The organism is Pedobacter soli, assembly GCF_900101435.1.
In the GTDB taxonomy this organism is placed as follows: Bacteria; Bacteroidota; Bacteroidia; order Sphingobacteriales; family Sphingobacteriaceae; genus Pedobacter; species Pedobacter soli.
On sequence record NZ_FMZH01000005.1, the window covers coordinates 252,537 to 270,242 of the forward strand.

The 17,706-nt window shown below is 40.0% G+C and carries 17 protein-coding genes; 3 read left to right on the forward strand and 14 right to left on the reverse strand.

The genetic code is table 11. From position 1 onward, the window contains the following. The first annotated feature begins 15 nt into the window (after positions 1 to 15). On the forward strand, positions 16 to 432 hold the full coding sequence (locus BLR37_RS13095; RefSeq protein ID WP_090769220.1) for an energy transducer TonB: 417 nt from the start codon (positions 16 to 18) through the stop codon (positions 430 to 432). 205 nt (positions 433 to 637) lie between these two features. Next, entirely contained in the window at positions 638 to 1,333 is a 696-nt protein-coding gene (locus BLR37_RS13100) for a TonB family protein (protein ID WP_244154658.1), read from the forward strand. Positions 1,334 to 1,953: 620 nt separating this feature from the next. On the opposite strand, the gene BLR37_RS13105 is transcribed toward BLR37_RS13100, so the two are convergent. The 13 genes from BLR37_RS13105 to BLR37_RS13165 form a co-directional block, all read right to left on the reverse strand. Then, complete coding sequence (locus BLR37_RS13105) at positions 1,954 to 2,724, reverse strand: succinate dehydrogenase/fumarate reductase iron-sulfur subunit (protein ID WP_090769224.1); 771 nt, start codon at positions 2,722 to 2,724, stop codon at positions 1,954 to 1,956. 78 nt (positions 2,725 to 2,802) lie between these two features. Next, on the reverse strand, positions 2,803 to 4,782 hold the full coding sequence (locus BLR37_RS13110; protein ID WP_090769226.1) for a fumarate reductase/succinate dehydrogenase flavoprotein subunit: 1,980 nt from the start codon (positions 4,780 to 4,782) through the stop codon (positions 2,803 to 2,805). 19 nt (positions 4,783 to 4,801) lie between these two features. Next, positions 4,802 to 5,482 (reverse strand): succinate dehydrogenase cytochrome b subunit, encoded by a 681-nt coding sequence (locus tag BLR37_RS13115; protein WP_090769228.1) that lies wholly within the window; start codon positions 5,480 to 5,482, stop codon positions 4,802 to 4,804. Positions 5,483 to 5,834: 352 nt separating this feature from the next. Then, positions 5,835 to 6,026, reverse strand: coding sequence for a cold-shock protein (locus BLR37_RS13120; protein WP_090769230.1), 192 nt, complete (start codon positions 6,024 to 6,026; stop codon positions 5,835 to 5,837). Positions 6,027 to 6,138: 112 nt separating this feature from the next. Further along, positions 6,139 to 6,762, reverse strand: a complete 624-nt coding sequence (locus tag BLR37_RS13125; RefSeq protein ID WP_090769232.1) for a tetratricopeptide repeat protein — start codon at positions 6,760 to 6,762, stop codon at positions 6,139 to 6,141. Further along, positions 6,750 to 7,892, reverse strand: coding sequence for a hypothetical protein (locus BLR37_RS13130; RefSeq protein WP_090769234.1), 1,143 nt, complete (start codon positions 7,890 to 7,892; stop codon positions 6,750 to 6,752). The genes BLR37_RS13125 and BLR37_RS13130 overlap by 13 nt, the downstream gene beginning before the upstream one ends. Beyond that, on the reverse strand, positions 7,871 to 10,024 hold the full coding sequence (locus tag BLR37_RS25660; protein ID WP_090769236.1) for an urea transporter: 2,154 nt from the start codon (positions 10,022 to 10,024) through the stop codon (positions 7,871 to 7,873). Before BLR37_RS25660 ends, BLR37_RS13130 begins: the two co-directional genes overlap by 22 nt. A 2-nt stretch (positions 10,025 to 10,026) precedes the next feature. Continuing rightward, positions 10,027 to 11,373 (reverse strand): type III PLP-dependent enzyme domain-containing protein, encoded by a 1,347-nt coding sequence (locus tag BLR37_RS13140; protein WP_090769238.1) that lies wholly within the window; start codon positions 11,371 to 11,373, stop codon positions 10,027 to 10,029. Between the two features lie 75 nt (positions 11,374 to 11,448). Then, the gene (locus BLR37_RS13145) at positions 11,449 to 12,516 is read right to left on the reverse strand and encodes an ATP-grasp domain-containing protein (RefSeq protein WP_090769240.1); all 1,068 of its coding nucleotides are present in this window, start codon (positions 12,514 to 12,516) and stop codon (positions 11,449 to 11,451) included. A gap of 18 nt (positions 12,517 to 12,534) precedes the next feature. Continuing rightward, a complete protein-coding gene (locus BLR37_RS13150; protein WP_090769241.1) occupies positions 12,535 to 12,777 on the reverse strand; it encodes a PqqD family protein in 243 nt (80 codons plus the stop codon). Continuing rightward, entirely contained in the window at positions 12,774 to 13,475 is a 702-nt protein-coding gene (locus tag BLR37_RS13155; protein WP_090769243.1) for a LytR/AlgR family response regulator transcription factor, read from the reverse strand. The genes BLR37_RS13150 and BLR37_RS13155 overlap by 4 nt, the downstream gene beginning before the upstream one ends. A gap of 17 nt (positions 13,476 to 13,492) precedes the next feature. Further along, complete coding sequence (locus BLR37_RS13160; RefSeq protein ID WP_090769245.1) at positions 13,493 to 14,680, reverse strand: sensor histidine kinase; 1,188 nt, start codon at positions 14,678 to 14,680, stop codon at positions 13,493 to 13,495. A 55-nt stretch (positions 14,681 to 14,735) separates the two neighbouring features. Continuing rightward, entirely contained in the window at positions 14,736 to 15,245 is a 510-nt protein-coding gene (locus tag BLR37_RS13165; RefSeq protein WP_090769247.1) for a hypothetical protein, read from the reverse strand. Positions 15,246 to 15,557: 312 nt separating this feature from the next. Here BLR37_RS13165 and BLR37_RS13170 point away from each other — a divergent pair, with 312 nt between their 5' ends. Further along, positions 15,558 to 15,899 (forward strand): four-helix bundle copper-binding protein, encoded by a 342-nt coding sequence (locus BLR37_RS13170; protein WP_090769249.1) that lies wholly within the window; start codon positions 15,558 to 15,560, stop codon positions 15,897 to 15,899. 64 nt (positions 15,900 to 15,963) lie between these two features. Here the strand turns inward: BLR37_RS13170 and BLR37_RS13175 are convergent, their stop codons facing one another. After that, positions 15,964 to 17,514: a trypsin-like peptidase domain-containing protein gene (locus tag BLR37_RS13175; RefSeq protein WP_090769251.1), complete on the reverse strand. Its 1,551-nt coding sequence runs from the start codon at positions 17,512 to 17,514 to the stop codon at positions 15,964 to 15,966. Positions 17,515 to 17,706 lie beyond the last annotated feature (192 nt).

Below are 17,706 nucleotides of genomic sequence, written 5' to 3' on the forward strand. Positions count from 1 at the left end.
TTTAACCAAAAAACCATGAGAAAGCTAATGATTTTAGCCCTACTGGGCTGCGCCATGCTTGTTAATTCTGCAAAAGCACAAGATAAAGACGAGGTGTACGATTTTGTATCAGTACAAAAGCAGCCAATGTACCCTGGTGGGATTGCCGAATTTTACCAGTATGTTAAAAAAGAAATAAAGTACCCCGAAGTAGCCAAAAACAATAAAACAGAAGGCAAAGTATTTCTGGCATTTACCGTAGAAAAAGATGGCTCCATTTCCGATATTATGGTTACACGCAGTCTGAGCCCTGAAACAGATACAGAAGCGGTTAGGGTGCTTAAAAATTCGCCCAAATGGGCAGCAGCCGAGCAGGATGGTAAAGCCGTACGTGTAAGGTATAACATTAATATAAACTTCGACCTTACTAAGGCAAGGAGCACAAAAAATTAAATTGAGCGGTTGCTGCTCCAATTCAAATCTCTGGTTTATTAACAACCGGAGATTTTTTTTTGCATAAGAAGCTTCTTCATAAACGCAAGATTAAATTAATATTAACTTATGTTTCACGTGGCACAATAAGGAGTAAATCAGAAAAATCATGGGTTCTACTCCATTTACTACCTTCCACAGCAACTAACAAATGCTATATTTGGGCATGAAAAAATATCTGTTTACGCTGCTCAGTCTTTTAATATACTTTACAGCACATGCGCAAAATGTAGGTCCGGCAACCCCAAAGCCAAGTGTTATTTTAGATGGAAAACTATTGGTAAATGGCATGGATACGCTGCGTAAATTTAAAAACGAAGACATTGAATCTGTGACCATTTTAAAAGAGAGGGATAAGACTTCGCAATTTGGGATAAATGACAACAATGGCTTGCTCATTGTATTTACCAAAGCAAAGCAAAACAGTGCCGAAAATATTGCCCTTAAAAAAAAGATAGCCAAACTGAATTTTTCAGCCAAACCTGATCCTGCAATGAAGTCTGGCATTAGCAACAAGCCATCAAGAGATTCGATCCCTAACGGTGTGTTCGATTTCGTTACGATAGAGAAACAGCCTGAATTTCCAGGTGGTTTAAAGGCTTTTTACCAGTACTTGAACGATAACATTAAATACCCAAAAGAAGCGGCGAAGAATAAGATTCAGGGAAGGGTATTTTTATCTTTCGTTGTAGAAAAGAACGGCGGGCTAACTAATATTAAAATAATGCGTGGAGTTAGCGCCGATATTAATGAAGAAGCCATAAGAGTGCTGTCAGGTTCGCCCAAATGGAATCCAGGTATACAGTTTGGTGTACCTGTGCGGGTAAAATACAACATCAACGTTAATTTCGCACTTAACTAGGCGAACCTCAATTTCTTAAAGAACACAAAACCCCAGCACAAATTGCCGGGGTTTTATGTTTTCTCTCCTGTCTCGGAGCAATAAATTTAGAAAATCTTTAATGTATATGCAAATAATACAGAATAAAATTTCCATTTAAGCAAAATTTTAATATGCATACATAAAATTATTATCAGTTTCGCAAACTTTTATTTTGTTAGTAATTTCTTGTCCTGAGTTTCGATTTTAAGCTTTAGCGTTTCATATGTTTTCAATATATAGCCGAAATGTTAAAATAACAGCCAATCAGACCCTTATAATCAGCTAAAAAATTGATGAAATTTATTTAGCCTTTTTTATTAAATACTAACATTTATCATGCTTTTAACCAGATTTATCTCATTTTATAGCATTTAAAAATGATCAGTGATATAAAATGATTATACAATAGCAGATGTCTTAAACTAAAAAAGGGGTATAAATATAAGTCTCCTTGAGCTTTCCTGTACAGTATTTAGATAGGTCTTTCGACAGGCTAGGATGACAATCTAAATTAAGACAATGCTTTGTGTTAAAACTAAAAAGCCCCCACTAGGTGGAGGCTTAAGAATTCCGGTAAAACCGGAATGCACAGTATATTTTTAAACGGTTTCTTCAGAAATGAATTTCGAAGTAGCGAAATCGCGGTTCATGCGGGCAATATTCTCTAGAGAAATTCCTTTAGGGCATTCTGCTTCGCAAGCACCGGTATTGGTACAGTTACCAAAACCTTCAGCATCCATTTGTGCAACCATGCTTTGTACACGACGGTAGCGCTCTGGCTGACCTTGTGGCAATAAAGCCAGTTGAGAGATCTTAGCCGATACGAAAAGCATTGCAGAAGCATTTTTACAAGTAGCTACGCAGGCGCCACAACCGATACACGCAGCAGCTTCGAAAGCTGCATCAGCCTGCATTTTAGGAATTGGCAGGTTGTTGGCATCTTGTGCATTACCCGTATTAACCGAAATAAAACCACCGGCAGCAATAACCCTGTCAAATGCAGAACGATCTACAGTTAAATCTTTAACTACCGGAAAAGCCGCTGCTCTCCAAGGCTCAACTACAATGGTATCGCCATCTTTGAATGAGCGCATGTGTAACTGGCAGGTAGTAACCAAATCTTTTGGCCCGTGCGGACGACCGTTGATGAACATCGAACACATTCCGCAAATACCTTCGCGGCAATCGTGATCGAACACCACTGGTTCTTCGCCTTTATTGATCAGATCTTCGTTTAACACATCGAACATCTCCAAGAAAGACATATCTGGCGAAATACCGGATAATTTATAATCAACCAAAGCACCTTTGGTATTGTTATTTTTCTGACGCCAAACTTTTAGCGTTAAGTTCATATTTCCTGTACTCATAACATTGAGATTTTAGGTAAGCGATAAGCGTTTGGCGTTTGGCAGTTAACCGCTTTACGCTAAACGCTGTACGCATCACTATTTATAACTTCTTTGTGCAACTTTAATATTTTCAAACTTCAGTTCTTCTTTATGAAGTTCGAAGTTTACACCTTCTTTAAATTCCCATGCGGCAACGTATGCGTAGTTCTCGTCATCACGTAAGGCCTCACCTTCTTCCGTTTGATATTCTTCGCGGAAGTGACCACCACAACTCTCGTTACGGTTTAATGCATCGATACACATTAACTCACCCAATTCGATGAAATCGGCAACACGGCCTGCTTTCTCCAGTTCAGGGTTAAGCTCGTTGGCAGCGCCAGGTACACGTACCTCTTTCCAGAATTCTTCGCGCAGGGCTCTGATTTCCTGAATGGCTTCATTTAAGCCTTTCTCGTTACGGGCCATACCACATTTCTCCCACATGATGTGACCTAAACGTTTGTGGAAATGATCTACAGATTTAGTTCCCTTAATGTTAATCAAAGTATTTAAAATACCTACCGCTCTGGCTTCCGCCTCTACAAACGCAGGGTGATCAGTCGGGATAGCTTTGGTAGAAATTTCTTTTGATAAGTAAGCACCAATGGTGTAAGGTAAAACGAAATAACCATCGGCTAAACCTTGCATTAAAGCAGATGCACCTAAACGGTTAGCACCATGGTCAGAGAAGTTAGCCTCTCCGGTGCAATATAAGCCCGGTACCGAAGTCATTAAGTTATAATCTACCCAAAGTCCCCCCATGGTATAGTGTACCGCAGGGTAAATACGCATTGGTGTTTCGTAAGGGTTTTCGCCGGTAATTTGTGCGTACATATCGAACAGGTTACCGTATTTCTCTTTAATTACGGCAGTACCTAAACGCATGCAGGTTTCTTTATCCGGATTGTGGTTACCAGCCTTTGCAGCTTCGATTTTTCCGTAGCGTTCAGTATTCGCTTTAAAATCTAAGTAAACAGCCAGTTTAGAAGCTCCTACACCATAACCTGCATCGCAACGCTCTTTTGCTGCACGCGAAGCCACGTCACGTGGAACCAGGTTACCAAAAGCAGGGTAACGGCGCTCTAAGTAATAATCTCTTTCATCTTCAGGAATTTCTGAAGCTTTACGGTTATCATCTTTCTTTTTAGGTACCCAGATTCTTCCATCGTTACGTAACGATTCAGACATCAGGGTTAATTTAGACTGGTGATCGCCAGAAACCGGAATACAGGTTGGGTGAATTTGCGTATAGCAAGGGTTTGCAAAGTAAGCACCTTGTTTGTGTGCTTTCCAGGCTGCCGTTACGTTACTACCCATTGCGTTGGTAGAAAGATAGAACACGTTACCGTAACCACCTGTACCCAACACTACTGCATGGCCGAAATGACGCTCAATTTCACCTGTAATTAAGTTACGGGCAATAATACCACGTGCTTTACCGTCGATTTTAACCACCTCAAGCATTTCGTGGCGCGTGTACATTTCTACTTTACCCATACCCACCTGGCGTTCTAAAGCTGAATAGGCACCTAGTAATAATTGCTGACCGGTTTGACCTGCAGCATAAAAAGTACGTTGAACCTGTGTACCACCAAACGAACGGTTATCTAACAAACCGCCGTACTCGCGTGCCAAAGGCACACCCTGGGCCACACATTGGTCGATAATATTAGCACTTACCTCTGCCAAACGGTGCACGTTTGCTTCGCGGGCACGGTAATCGCCACCTTTAATCGTATCGTAAAACAAGCGATAAATACTATCGCCATCATTCTGGTAATTTTTTGCAGCATTGATACCACCCTGAGCCGCAATAGAGTGTGCACGGCGTGGCGAATCCTGAAAACAGAAACATTTAACTTTATAACCCATTTCAGCTAAAGTAGCCGCTGCCGAAGCACCTGCTAAACCTGAGCCTACAATAATTACTTCAATTGTTCTTTTGTTCGATGGGTTAACCAAAGGCACAGAAGACTTATACTTAGTCCATTTGCTTGTTAAATCGCCTTCTGGAATATTTGAATTAATATCTGACATATCTCTTTTGTGCTAAAAACTAATTAATTAAACCTGCATAAACTGCAATTGGCATTGCGGCAAAAAGGATCGAAATAATGATCGAATACCAAACGCCAAAGCCTTTTATTAAACCGTTATATTTTGAGTGGTTCCAACCTAATGTTTGGAAAGCCGAAGCAAAACCATGCAATAAGTGGTAGCATAAAGAAAACATAGCTAAAATGTATACTGCAACCCTTACAGGATCCTGAAATTTCTCTCTCATTACAGCATACAAATCTTCGTGGCCATTCGCATCAACCGTTGGAATTCCGGTAAAACGTGAAACTACCCAAAAATCTTTTAAGTGAACCACTAAGAAAATAAGCAATAACGTACCCAATAACCCCATTGAACGGCTATACCATTTACTGTTCGCTTTACCATCGTTAACGGCATATTTAACAGGTCTGGCTTTTTGGTTTTGCAGGGTTAACCGCAATGCCTGAAAAATGTGCACAAGCAAACCAATAAACAGTACTACCTCGCCTGCCCTGATTAACCAGTTGGTAGCCATAAAGTGCGCCCCAATGTTAAAGGTTAAGCCACCATCATTAATGAAAATTAATGCATTAATGAAACAGTGTACAATTAAAAAAAGTATCAGGAACAAACCTGTAATACCCATGATGAATTTCTTCCCTATTGATGAAGAAAACGCATTTCCGAAACCACTCATTTGATTAGGATTTATATCTATATTTCTTGCAAAAGTATTTAATTATGAGTTTAATTTATAAACGAATATGACAAAACAACGATAAAACATTTATTTAGAAACATTCTAAAGCATATTCTGAAATATTTGGTGGATTATAGGTTTTTTAAGGTTTTTATCGTAGAAAATTCGTCATTGCGAGGAACGAAGCAATCTCTAAGAGGCTCCAATCTAAAGCTTTTTTAATAAGATTGCTTCCCCGAAAAATGGGGCAGGCTGTCGTTCCTCCCCGCAATGACGATAAAAATCAATAGCATAAAAAAAGGTCCCGATTTGCATCGGGACCTTTTACGATTTATGTGTTTGAGTTTTCTTAAGCTACTTTTACATTTACCGCGTTTAGGCCTTTTCTACCTTCTTCTACTTCGTAGTTTACGGTATCATTCTCGCGAATGCTGTCGATTAAGCCTGAAGCATGAACAAAAATTTCGGCATCGCCATTTGAAGGGATGATAAATCCAAAACCTTTAGTTTCATTAAAAAATTTTACTGTTCCTTGTTGCATTATATTGTATTTTAATTTGCGTCAAATATATACTTAAATACCTATAAATCACTTTTTTATTTTTTTATCTGTAAATATTCGCTAAATACATTGATTAATTGCCCTTTAGGCCCTATTTAATCGATCTATTTAGTCCATCGGTACTCGATGTATCGCCTGGTTTTATCAATAATGCGCGTTCGAAACAGGCCTTTGCCTCCGGTTTTCTGCCCGAAAACAGCAACGCCCAGCCCAACATGTGGTTCCCATCATAATCGAAAGGATACAAAGCTACCACCCTGGCAAAATATTTAGATGCATTGGCATATTGTTTCCGGTTGTAGATAATTACCCCGGCCCAATAGTTTGCCTGTGTATTTTGCGGATCAATTTTGAGTATACTGTTGTACTGCTCCATCACTTTATCCCAGCTGCTTAGTAGCGAAAGCGCTTTGATTAAGCCAAACCGTGCCTCAACCGAATTTGGCCTTGCGCTGATTGCCCTGTTATAATAATTTTGCGATGCGGTATAGTTTTTGGCCAGATAATACAACCAACCGATCCGGAGGTTTGTTTCGTAATTATTTTCGGCATAAAAGGGCATAATATCACTTATGGCCTCGGTATAGCTCTTTTTACTTTCGTTGTTATAACTATTTTGAAAGGCTTTTTGCAATGCGGCATTGGTTTGGGCATTTACCTCAAATACAGATAAGCCCAGAATCGCAAAGACCATAAATTGTTTTAAAAATTCCATGTAATGCCGCCGTTAATTGAGTGTTGTAAATAATTAAATTTAAAAATATTATCTGATTTACGTTCAAATGTATAATTCAATCCTAAAAGTAGCCGTTGTTTTAACAAAAAATAACAGTTTGCACCAGCTTTAAACTTCGTTTTATCAAAGCCATTATAAAAATACAAGGCATCAGCCTCTGCGTAATTGTACTGATTACCCATTGTTACCACACCTTCAAACCATAGCTGATTAAAGGGCTTAAAGCCAAACAACTGCTGTACAACGATATTGTGCTCGCTTAATACATTAACCAGCGAAAAACGGGTAATGCTGTAAAAATCCAGGTTACCAGCTAAATACTTTACAAATTGCATATTGTACTGCCTCGTTTTTTCATCGCCAATTTGCGATAAAATAAAATCTCCCTGAAAATCGCCGGCATCACCTGCATATTTAACACCGAATAAACCAGCATTGTTCTGATATACCAATTGCCTTAAATCAGACCGCATATAATGGTAAGCACCAATAAAGCTAAACCTTTTAAACGGTGTATAATTCAATTTTGCATAATAGCCCGGCTGTACAATATGATCGTTGTGGATAGGCTGGTTGTAATATGAAAACGAAGTTGATAAGTTTAGTTTATAAGTAAGGCCAAAATCAAGAAAAGCCCTTGAATAGGAGGAATTACCCCTTTCGTAGATATTGGTAAATTTAATTCCGCTCTCAGCCCCTACCGAAATCATTTTAAAAGGCCTTAATTGTTTGCCTTCTACATTTGCCGTATCTAAACCTGCCGCGAACCACCCTGCGTTATCTGGCCGGTTTAAATAAAGGCTACTTAAATAGCCATAATACAGGGCAATTTGGTTATGTTTATCATTTGCCAGCACCTTATTGTATTGCACCAGCGCATCGGTATAATTACCGCGTACAAATGATGCATAAGCAATGCGTAACCGCAGCAAAGGAAAATCTTCGCCTTCATTAATGGCCGATTTACCAAAAACAATAAGCTGCTGCCACTCGGCGGCATTAAAAAGCGCCAAAGATGTACTATCTGTTGCCTGATAGTTGCTTTGCGCTTTACCAATTGTTATCGAAACAATTAAAAGCAAAACTGTTAAACTGAACTTGTTTCCCATTTTACTTTTAAATTTTTGTTTTGATATTGAAGTGCAAAGCCTTGAATACCTTTATTATCTACAAATATTTCGGCTTGTACCAATTTTTTACCCCTCCGTAAAAGCTGGCGATTCACTTTACTATGCACAATTAATCCATCGGGCCTTTTTTCAATAGAATTACTATAAGAATTTTGGATAAAACGATAGAAAGGAGCTAAAAAATCTTGTAACCACAAGGCAGGGTTCAAACTTTCGGCATCTATGGCAAAATGATCTGCAACAGGCTGCTGCGAATAATTAATTTTATAAGCAAGCTGATAAAAGCGGAAAAGCAAGGAATTTCTTTCTCCGTAAAACCGCGTAAAATAAAATACGCTGGCATTGCTTACAAAATAGGCTACTGCCTGGTTTTCGTGACAAAAAAAGTAGGTCGAATTGAAATCATCGGTAAATACTTCCCAGGTTTCGGTATGCCCGTTATCACCAGTTACGATAGCTACATAGCCCGGTTGAAAATGAAAAGCATTTTTTAAATAGGGATTTATCTCCGGCCGTTCAATGGTAGCCCCCTCCTGCGGCACCTCAAATGTTTTTAATCCAGGCTGGCCCGCTACGGTGAAATAAGCAAAAGGATAAGGATAAGTTTTAGAACCAATGTAGGGAGTACACTGTACCTGAAAATGCAGATGAGGCTCGGGTGAACGGCCAGAATTACCGCAAAGCGCTATAATATCGCCTTGTTTAACATAATCACCTGCCTTAACTTTTATGCTGTTCTTTTTTAAATGCGAAACCTTACTGTATAAATTTTCGGCATGTTTAATTACAATGGTATTGCCCCAGTTTTGCTGCAGGTTAACCTGACCAATTGCATTATCATCTATATGGCCAATCACCTCCTCTACCTGACCATCGGCCACTGCTAAAACCGGTTTGTTAAAACAATAATAATCTTCTGCCTTTACCCCCGGTAGCTGATACGTTTTATTGTCAAGATCTTTGAGCACGAAGTCTAAAGCGTGTTGCCAGTCGCCTTTATGCGTAATTGAGCCTTCGTAGCCTTGCGAAACCGTCCAGGCGCCCATAAAAGGCAAGCTTAAATTGAAATACTTAAAGTCTTTCAGTCTTTGCCGGTCGTTTAAAAACTGATACAAATTGGTTTCGGGCGAGTAATATTGGAAAGGTGTAAGCTGCAGTTTGCCTGGTTTTTTCCGGAGCATAAAAAAATACAGCAAGCCGAGTGTAACCAAACAAAATGGCATGGAAAATACAGGGAGATTAAACAGGAGCAATACACGCGACAGCCCGTTTAAAACCAGAAAAGTAAAAGGAATTACAGCAATTGCCCATACATAAGCGCGCCAGGAAGGAATTAAGAAAAAGCCACCGATGGCACAACTTACCATCATAAAATTTGCACCCAGATAGTAATTACTTATTCCGCCCGGGTAGGTGCCTGTGAGCTGGTTAATTACACAGGAAACAATAAAACCCAGTACCAACAGACTAAAACCAATACGCGAATGAATTAAAAAACCTATGCTAATGATTATTCCGGCAAGCACACTGTTCTGGAATAAAATGGCACTTACCGATCTGAAGAAGAGCAGCACGTAAGCTGGTATATTCAGGTGATCGAAAAAGAGACAGAGCTGGCTAAAATGAGATGGCGGGTTGGTGTTTAGCTCAAAGATTAGCGAACTGCCTTTTTGCAGCAAGCCCATACCTAAATAACCGTTTGAGGCAATTAAAACCATCCAAAAAGTTAGCACAAAAGGAATAGAAAGTGAAGGCAAAGCATATTTACCTAAAAACGAACTGAGGTTAACACTTAAAACAACACACAATAAACAAGCCGCGGCCAGCCACAGCCAATAGGCGAAACTGAAGCTAAAAAAAGTGCCAAAACCAATGCCCAGCAGCAGCGAATTGAAGCTATATAGCCCCGATTTAATATCTTCTTTTTTAAAACCAAGGGTATTAACCAGCAGTAAAGATCCAATTACACTTATGAGCCCCGATAAACCAGCATCAAAATTGAAAAAAGAAACCACGAGCAACAGCACACCTAAAATCCGGTTCTGCGAGAAGAACAGGATGGCGTAGCTGCTTAAGGCGGCGCTAAAGTAATATTGCACGCGTTTCTTCAATATTATATTTTTAAATAATCGGGCACTACTTCCATCATTTCTAAATAGGTAAGATTTTCCGGTTTACGGATCAAATGACTTTTGGCCTGTTGATCGATTAACACCACAGCAGGGCGCATATTGATAAACTGCATCCATTGGGTCATATTATAAGCGCCAACCTTATGTACTACTACCTGATCGCCGCGCTCTAAAAGCGGCAGCATAATGCTTTCTCTGATTACATCTATATTCATACAAAGCGGGCCGAATAAAACAGTTTCTTCGGTGTACTGTCCCGATTCTTTGGCCACACTTATTTTATGGTCGTACCAGTTTGAAGTAAACAGGATGTTGATACCGAAATCGAGAATGGTAGCACGCCTACCATCGCTTAGCCGTTTATTGGCCAAAACACTTCCAATTAAATAACCTGCATCGTCAATCAATACCCGTCCGCTTTCTAAAATTAAAAGCGGCAATTCATCTGTATCAAAGCCCGCTTCTAAAATGGTATTGCTAATGGCTTCGGCAAAATCTTCGACCGATGGCACGGTATCTACACCAGGTAAATAAGCTCCTTTTAGTGTATTGGTAGAAGGAAAGCCGCCACCCAGGTCTAAATATTGTAACGGGTTTTGAAGCTCGTTTTTGCATTTCAGCGCTAACTGACAAAGTTTAGCGGCAGCAACAGCATAAGCAGCTGTAGATAACATAAAGGTACCAATATGGCAATGCAGCCCTACAAGTTCCATTTTATCGGCCTTTGCAATTTTGTTAATAGCCGTCCAGGCCTGACCATTTTCATAGTTAAAACCAAAGCGATCCCAAATGGGGTAAACACCGGTATCAAAATTAACCCTGATGGCCACCTTTGCAGTTTTATTTATGCGTTGGGTAATCTGGATCAGCAAATAAAGTTCGTCGAAATGATCGATGTGGATGAGCGAATGGTTTTCTATTGCTAAGATTAAATCTGCTTCTTTTTTATCTGGGCCATTAAAGATAATCTGATGACCAGCAACTCCGTTACCCAATGCTTTATGGTACTCGAAACCCGAAACCACTTCTGCCCAGCTCCCCTCCTGGTGAAAAACCTTACAAACTGCATTCAGATAATTGGTTTTATAACTCCAGGCAAACTGCACCTTGGGGTAACGCGTTTTAAACGAACGCAAGGCCGCCTGATAATTCCGTCTGATCTGCTTTTCGGATAATACAAAAACAGGCGAACCATATTGCGCAACCAGATCTTTGACGGCAACGCCATCAATGCTTTCAACAGGGTCAAAATCAGTACGCGTACCAAACTTGTTCATGAGTCCGGTATTCATTTTTCTGATGGTTGGTCGTTCGTATTTTTGTTTCATCTTCAATTAGTATCAAGAGGTTGGTATGAAGTATCAAGACCAGATTCAATCTTTTGCATATCTTCTGCTACTATTCTACAGTTCGCCAAAAGCCGATAACTTTTGAAATTCTGCAACATCTATAATATTATCCCAGGCATAACGGACAAACATTTTACCTGCAGTATAAGCTGTTAACTCTTTTACCTGATTACCTAAAGCCAGATCAACCAGCATACGGGGTTGGTTTTGCCCTGCTGCAGCGGATAAGTAAATCCATGCAGGAAAGCGGGGATTCACCTCCATAATGTACAGCCTATCCTTTTCATCACGCATAATTTCCAGCTCGAAACCGCCTTTCCATTGTGATGCTTTCGCAAATGCTTTAGCCAGGTTAATCAGCTTATCATCAGCTATGGTAATACCTGCCCAGGCTTTGCCTTTTTCGGTGATGTACATTTTACGCATCGGGATTACACTCAGCGTATTTCCTTCTCCATCGGCCAACCCGGCGATATTAATTTCGGTACCTTTTATAAATTGCTGCACAATAATGGGGAGCCCCCATTTGGCCTGTAACTTATAAAAAGCTTTGTAGGCCTCGCTGATATGCTGCACGATAGTGGCCTCGTAAAATTTCCCTTTTATCACCAGTGGAAAGCCCAATTTATCTGCCATCTGATCAAGTTCGGAGACTGCTAAAATGGTTTCGCTGGCAGGTACCTCCAAGCCATGTTTATTTCCAAATGCCTGCAGGTTTACCTTATCACGGTCTGCCAGTTGCTGGTGTGTAGGCAAAAAGGTACGAATACCCATATTTAACAACTCTTTTTCCAGCTTAATGAAATTAAACAGCTCGGCATCGAAATTAGGGATCAGCACGTCTATGTGTTCTACTTCCTGTATCTGCTGTAAACGCTCTTTTAAAGCCTCCACTCCGGCAGTTGGGTAAGGAATACGGTAGGTTTTATCTACCTGATCGCTTAAATAAATAGCCGGTTCAAGAGTTTCGTAAGCCAGGCCAATAATCCGTAAATTTTCTCCAAAACCATCCCGCAACGCCCTGATTACCCCTAAACCTGGTCCGGGATTATCGTTGGCATTTAAACCTGTAACCGCAATGGTTAAGGTTTTGGTTTGGTTTAAGTGGGGAGAAACGCTCATGATTAGTTTTATTTGGGGTTACAAATCTAAAAGATTTGCTTCCTTTAACTGCAACATATAATCGTCCCAGTCTCTTTCCAGCTGGCACAATTCTACCTCATAACGATCGAGGATTTTTTGTTTAATTTCTGCTTCGCTCTCTCCCGCTTTCATATAAGTTAAAATTTCGGCGGCAATACCATTACTTGTAAATGAATCGCCGGTTGCCGGATTGAAAATAAAACCATTTTCGCTTGTTGCTATGTTAGCTTTTAACTTCATATCCCTTTTTGCTGATTAATAAAACCACTGTAAGCGTCGCCAACAGGCACTTCTACATGGGTTAAATTCACTTTTCTATTGTGTATCGATTTAATTTTGGTCAAGGCTACAATAAAACTCCTATGTACACGTGCAAACTGATCCTCAGGCAAACGTTCCAACACCTTTTTCATGGTCATGAGCGTTAAAACCGGTTTATCAGCATTGCACAGGTAAATTTTAAGATAATCGCCCATGCTTTCGATATACTCGATATCGCGGAGCAAGATTTTAATCATTTTATACTCCGAATACACATAAATGCTTTCGTCACTGGTATTTTCCTGAGTGGCATTTTTGTATTTATGAAAATCGATCGCTTTCTCTACTGCCGCAGTAAAACGGTTAAAATCGATAGGTTTTAAAAGGTAATCGATAGCCTGAAGTTCGTAACTTTCGAAAGCATAATTCCGGTAGGCAGTTGTAAAGATAATCATAGGGCTATTTACCAAACTACGCACCAGTTCAACCCCAGAAATATCGGGCATGTTAACATCTACGAATAACAAATCAACAGGATTTTGTTTCAGGTACTCTGCCCCCGACAGGGCATCTTCAAAAACCTGTACCAGTTGCAACCCGGGAAACCTCGAAACATAATTTTTGATCAGTTCGAGTGCCAGAGGTTCATCATCTATAGCTACACATTTTAAGGCCATAATTTATCGGTTAAAGGTTAGCAATTTACACAAAGGTTAACGGTAAACATTTCGCCTGTGTTTTTAATATCCAAACGGTGTTGTTGCGCATATAAATGCGTTAGGCGCTGACGCGTATTGGCAATACCAATGCCCGAACGTTCCAAATTAGACTGATGGGCATAAATTTTATTCTGGCAGGAGAAATCAATTTTATCGGCACCGATACTCAGTTTGATGCTGATAATGGTTTTTTCTTTTTTGGTAACACCATATTTAAATGCATTTTCGATAAAGGTCATAAAAATTAAGGGGGCTATTTTTCTCCCCTCCGGTTTTCCCTCCACCCCGAAACTAATTTCGGCATCGGCACCCAGCCTCAACCTTTGCAACTCGATATAATCGCGTACACAATCAATTTCGTCCTTAAGCATCACAAAATCCTGCGTTACATCGTCGGTAACATAACGCATGATGTTTGATAGTTTCATGATGCTTTCTGAAGTATGTTCGCTATTGATAACCGACTGGGTATAAATGTTATTCAGCGTATTAAAAAGAAAATGCGGATTGATTTGCGCTTTGAGGAATGAAAGTTCGGCGGTTGCTTTTTCTGCCTCTGCTTTTACCACTTTCGATTCGGCGGTTTGCCAGCGCTCAACCGTACTGGTGGCAATGCTCAATCCCATAATCATCATAAAAATAAATAAACTGATGACGTCGATATTTTCGGGCCTGTGCAAATCTAAAATCCCTTTTTGTTTTTTCAGGTTAGGGTCCTGCATCCTCAAATCCTGATTGGGTAAAGGCCCGAAAGGCATCTCTACGCCAGGCCCTATTACACTGTCTTTGCCAGGTTGCAGCGATTGGTTTAAGCCTTTTGGCTGTTTATCAACCTCGCCTTTTAATGCTGCCATTACACTTTTGTTGTGCCCCAGCAGGTTATCGTAAGGCTGGGCATAATACACAAAGCTAAACAAGCCCAAAACTGTTGCGGTATATAACAGGTACCGCTTTTTAAACATGAGTTTGGGTACCAGCACCAGGGCATTGAAATAAAACATCAACATGTAGGTAAGACAAAACAACCAGTAAAATGGCGATGCCAGCAACAAAAAACTACTTTGCCCCGATTGTTCGTTGTTGATGAACAATAATGGAAAGGTTAGAAATAAAAGCCAACCTGCCACGTGAATAATAAAAGTTGGAGCTTTAAATTGTTGCATGCTACAAATTAATAATATTTTTTTGGGCCCGGGCTAAAGAAATGCGCAAGATGGATTAACTGTAAACCAAACTGTTGCTTTCTTCGTAATTTACCATCAGGTTTTCGGTAATTTTTACCATTAAGGTTTCGCCTTTGCTACCTGGTTTACAATAACTCAAAACCAGTAAATCGCCAATTATTTCGTGCAGCACTAATTTTGGACTGGTATAAGTAATCGAAACTACGTGGGCTCCTTTATTTAACAAATCAGAACTTACAATATTTAATTCGGCCCAATCAAATTTAAGTGCATTGCCATCCAAATCGCCCAACACCGGCATTTTCTGTTCTAAATTTGCGATGCTTGGCATAACTGCATACTGTAATTTCTGGTGCAATGAACCGGCCTTTTCATTTAATTGCAACATTTGCGAAAAGGTATGTACCTGCTGGTTTTGGCTGAATATCTTCGATTTCTTTTGAAATTCCCTGTAGCTATCGTGAAATATCCTTCTTTCAAAATCGGTGTGGCACATGAAATTGAAATACTGTTTTACGCTGAGGTTAATGTGAGCTAAAGCCATAATATTCGGTTTTTGTTGCTGTTTCAAATATGTAACAATAAAAAAATTAATTTTATAGAGTATCGGTAAACACTGATAATCAATCGGTAAATCACTAAACTAAATCGCAATGATGAATTTAGGATGAACATAGATTAATTAACAAAACGGGCTTATGTTCAAAAACGCTTCAAAAGGAGCATAATATATTTCTGAGGCCGGAAGATTAACAAACTTTAACAATCGCGTGCAAACCATTTCGATTTTATAAAACCGTTTAATTTCCTGAAGGTTATTAATAAAGAGCATATTGATAACCAAAATTTTTAAGCTATGGAAAACCGGAATCATGCCTTAATTCAGGCTTTATTGGATTGTGCGATGGCTTGCGAGCATTGTGCATCGTCGTGTTTACAGGAGGAAGACCTGAACATGATGGTTGATTGTATTAAACTGGATCGCGATTGTGCCGATATTTGTACGCAGGCTACGCGGCTCTTGCAGCGCGAATCGGTAATTAGCAAACAGTATTTGTTGTTATGTGAAGAAATTTGCCGCTTGTGTGCCGCTGAGTGTGGCAAACACGACCACGAGCACTGCAGGCAATGTGCCGTAACGTGCGAAGAATGTGCAGATGCCTGCCATGCCCATCACGAGCCCATCCATCAGGATTAAAAAAAATGTCCTCCCGGTTTTTAAACAGGGAGGACATTTTTTAAACTATTTTTTTCTGCAAAATTTATTGCGCCGGGAAACTGTAGTTATATGAACCTTGCTCACCAACACCACTAATGCTTACCATGTTATTTCTACCTAGTGGCAATGCTTTTTGTACATCTGCCACTGAATTAACAGGCTGTCCGTTTACTTTGGTAATAATTAACCCTTTTTCTACACCAATGTTATCGAAAGCTTTTCCGGTTGTAACCGAAGTTACTACTACACCGCCACTAATGCCATATTTAGCTTTTTGAGCCTGGCTGGCGGGAGCAAAAGTTGCACCCAGTTTTGAAACCTCGGCAGCTTTACCAGCTGTATTATTGGCAGTTAAACCTACACTGGCTTCGCCTTTAAGGGTAACGGTATAATCTTTTAAAGATCCATCACGCAATACAGTTAATTTTACTTTATCGCCAGGGTTTAAACGACCAACTCTTTCCTGTAAGTCAGGCGAATCGTTAATCACCACGCCATCAACTTTTTTAATTACGTCGCCTGATTTAATACCAGCTGCTGCTGCACCACCACCGGCAACTACATCGCTTACATATAGACCACTGATTTCGTTGGTTTTAATGCCTTCAGGTTTTTCATCGCCACTTAGCGGAACAAAGTTAACGCCAATGTAACCACGTTTAACCGAGCCATATTTCATAAAATCATCTACAATTTTACGGGCAAGGTTAACCGGAATTGCAAAACCATATCCCTGGTTATAACCACTTTGCGAAGCAATTGCTGAGTTAATACCTACCAGTTCGCCATTTGCATTTACCAATGCACCACCGCTGTTACCAGGGTTAATGGCCGCATCTGTCTGAATAAATGATTCGATACTGGTATTGGCCGGACGATCTGGTCTTTTACCTGTACGCTGATATTCGCGATATTCTTCTTCAGTGATTTCGTTTCCTTGTTGCTCGCGTCCAATAATACCGATACTGCGGTTTTTAGCACTTACAATACCTGCTGTTACAGTGGTATTTAAATCTAAAGGGAAGCCAACAGCTAAAACCCATTCGCCAACCTGTACATTATCAGAGTTACCCATTTTTACTACAGGTAAATTGTTAGCATTTACTTTAATTAAAGCCAAATCGGTATTGGGGTCGCGACCAATTACTTTGGCTTCAACTTTACGTCTGTCGGTTAAAACAACCTCAACCTTTTCTGCATTTTCTACCACGTGGTTGTTGGTTACGATATAACCATCCTGACTGATGATTACACCTGAGCCCGACGCTGCCCTCGGCTGGCGCTGCATCTGACGGCCACCGCCACCGAAGAAATCTTCCATCATATCAAACGGAGAAGAGCCTCTGCCACCACCGCTTTGTGCAGCGTAGGTAGTTTTAATGTGCACCACACCTGGTGCAACTGCTGCTGCAGCCTGTGTAAAATCGGTTGTGCCTGCCGACGATACTTTAAGTGGGTTATTTGCAAAATATAAATTCTGTTTTTCAGAAATTGTACTGCCTGTTTGGTTACGTTCAAAAAGTTTGTAACCCCCTATTGCTGCTGCCCCACCTATAAAAGCAGCTAGCACGGTAATTCCCAATATTTTTTTCATGTGTTTATTATTTATTTTTTTAATGGCTATGAAGCTATTAAAAGCATTGATCTGTATGTTTAATCTTGCTTGCCTTTAATGGTTTCCATGTGTTTATAAAATTTTAAAACCCCTGATATATGATAAGCCGTTTTGCTAGCTAATTGTTTTAGCTCACCCTATTTCAGTTGTTAAATTTACTAATTTTGCGGG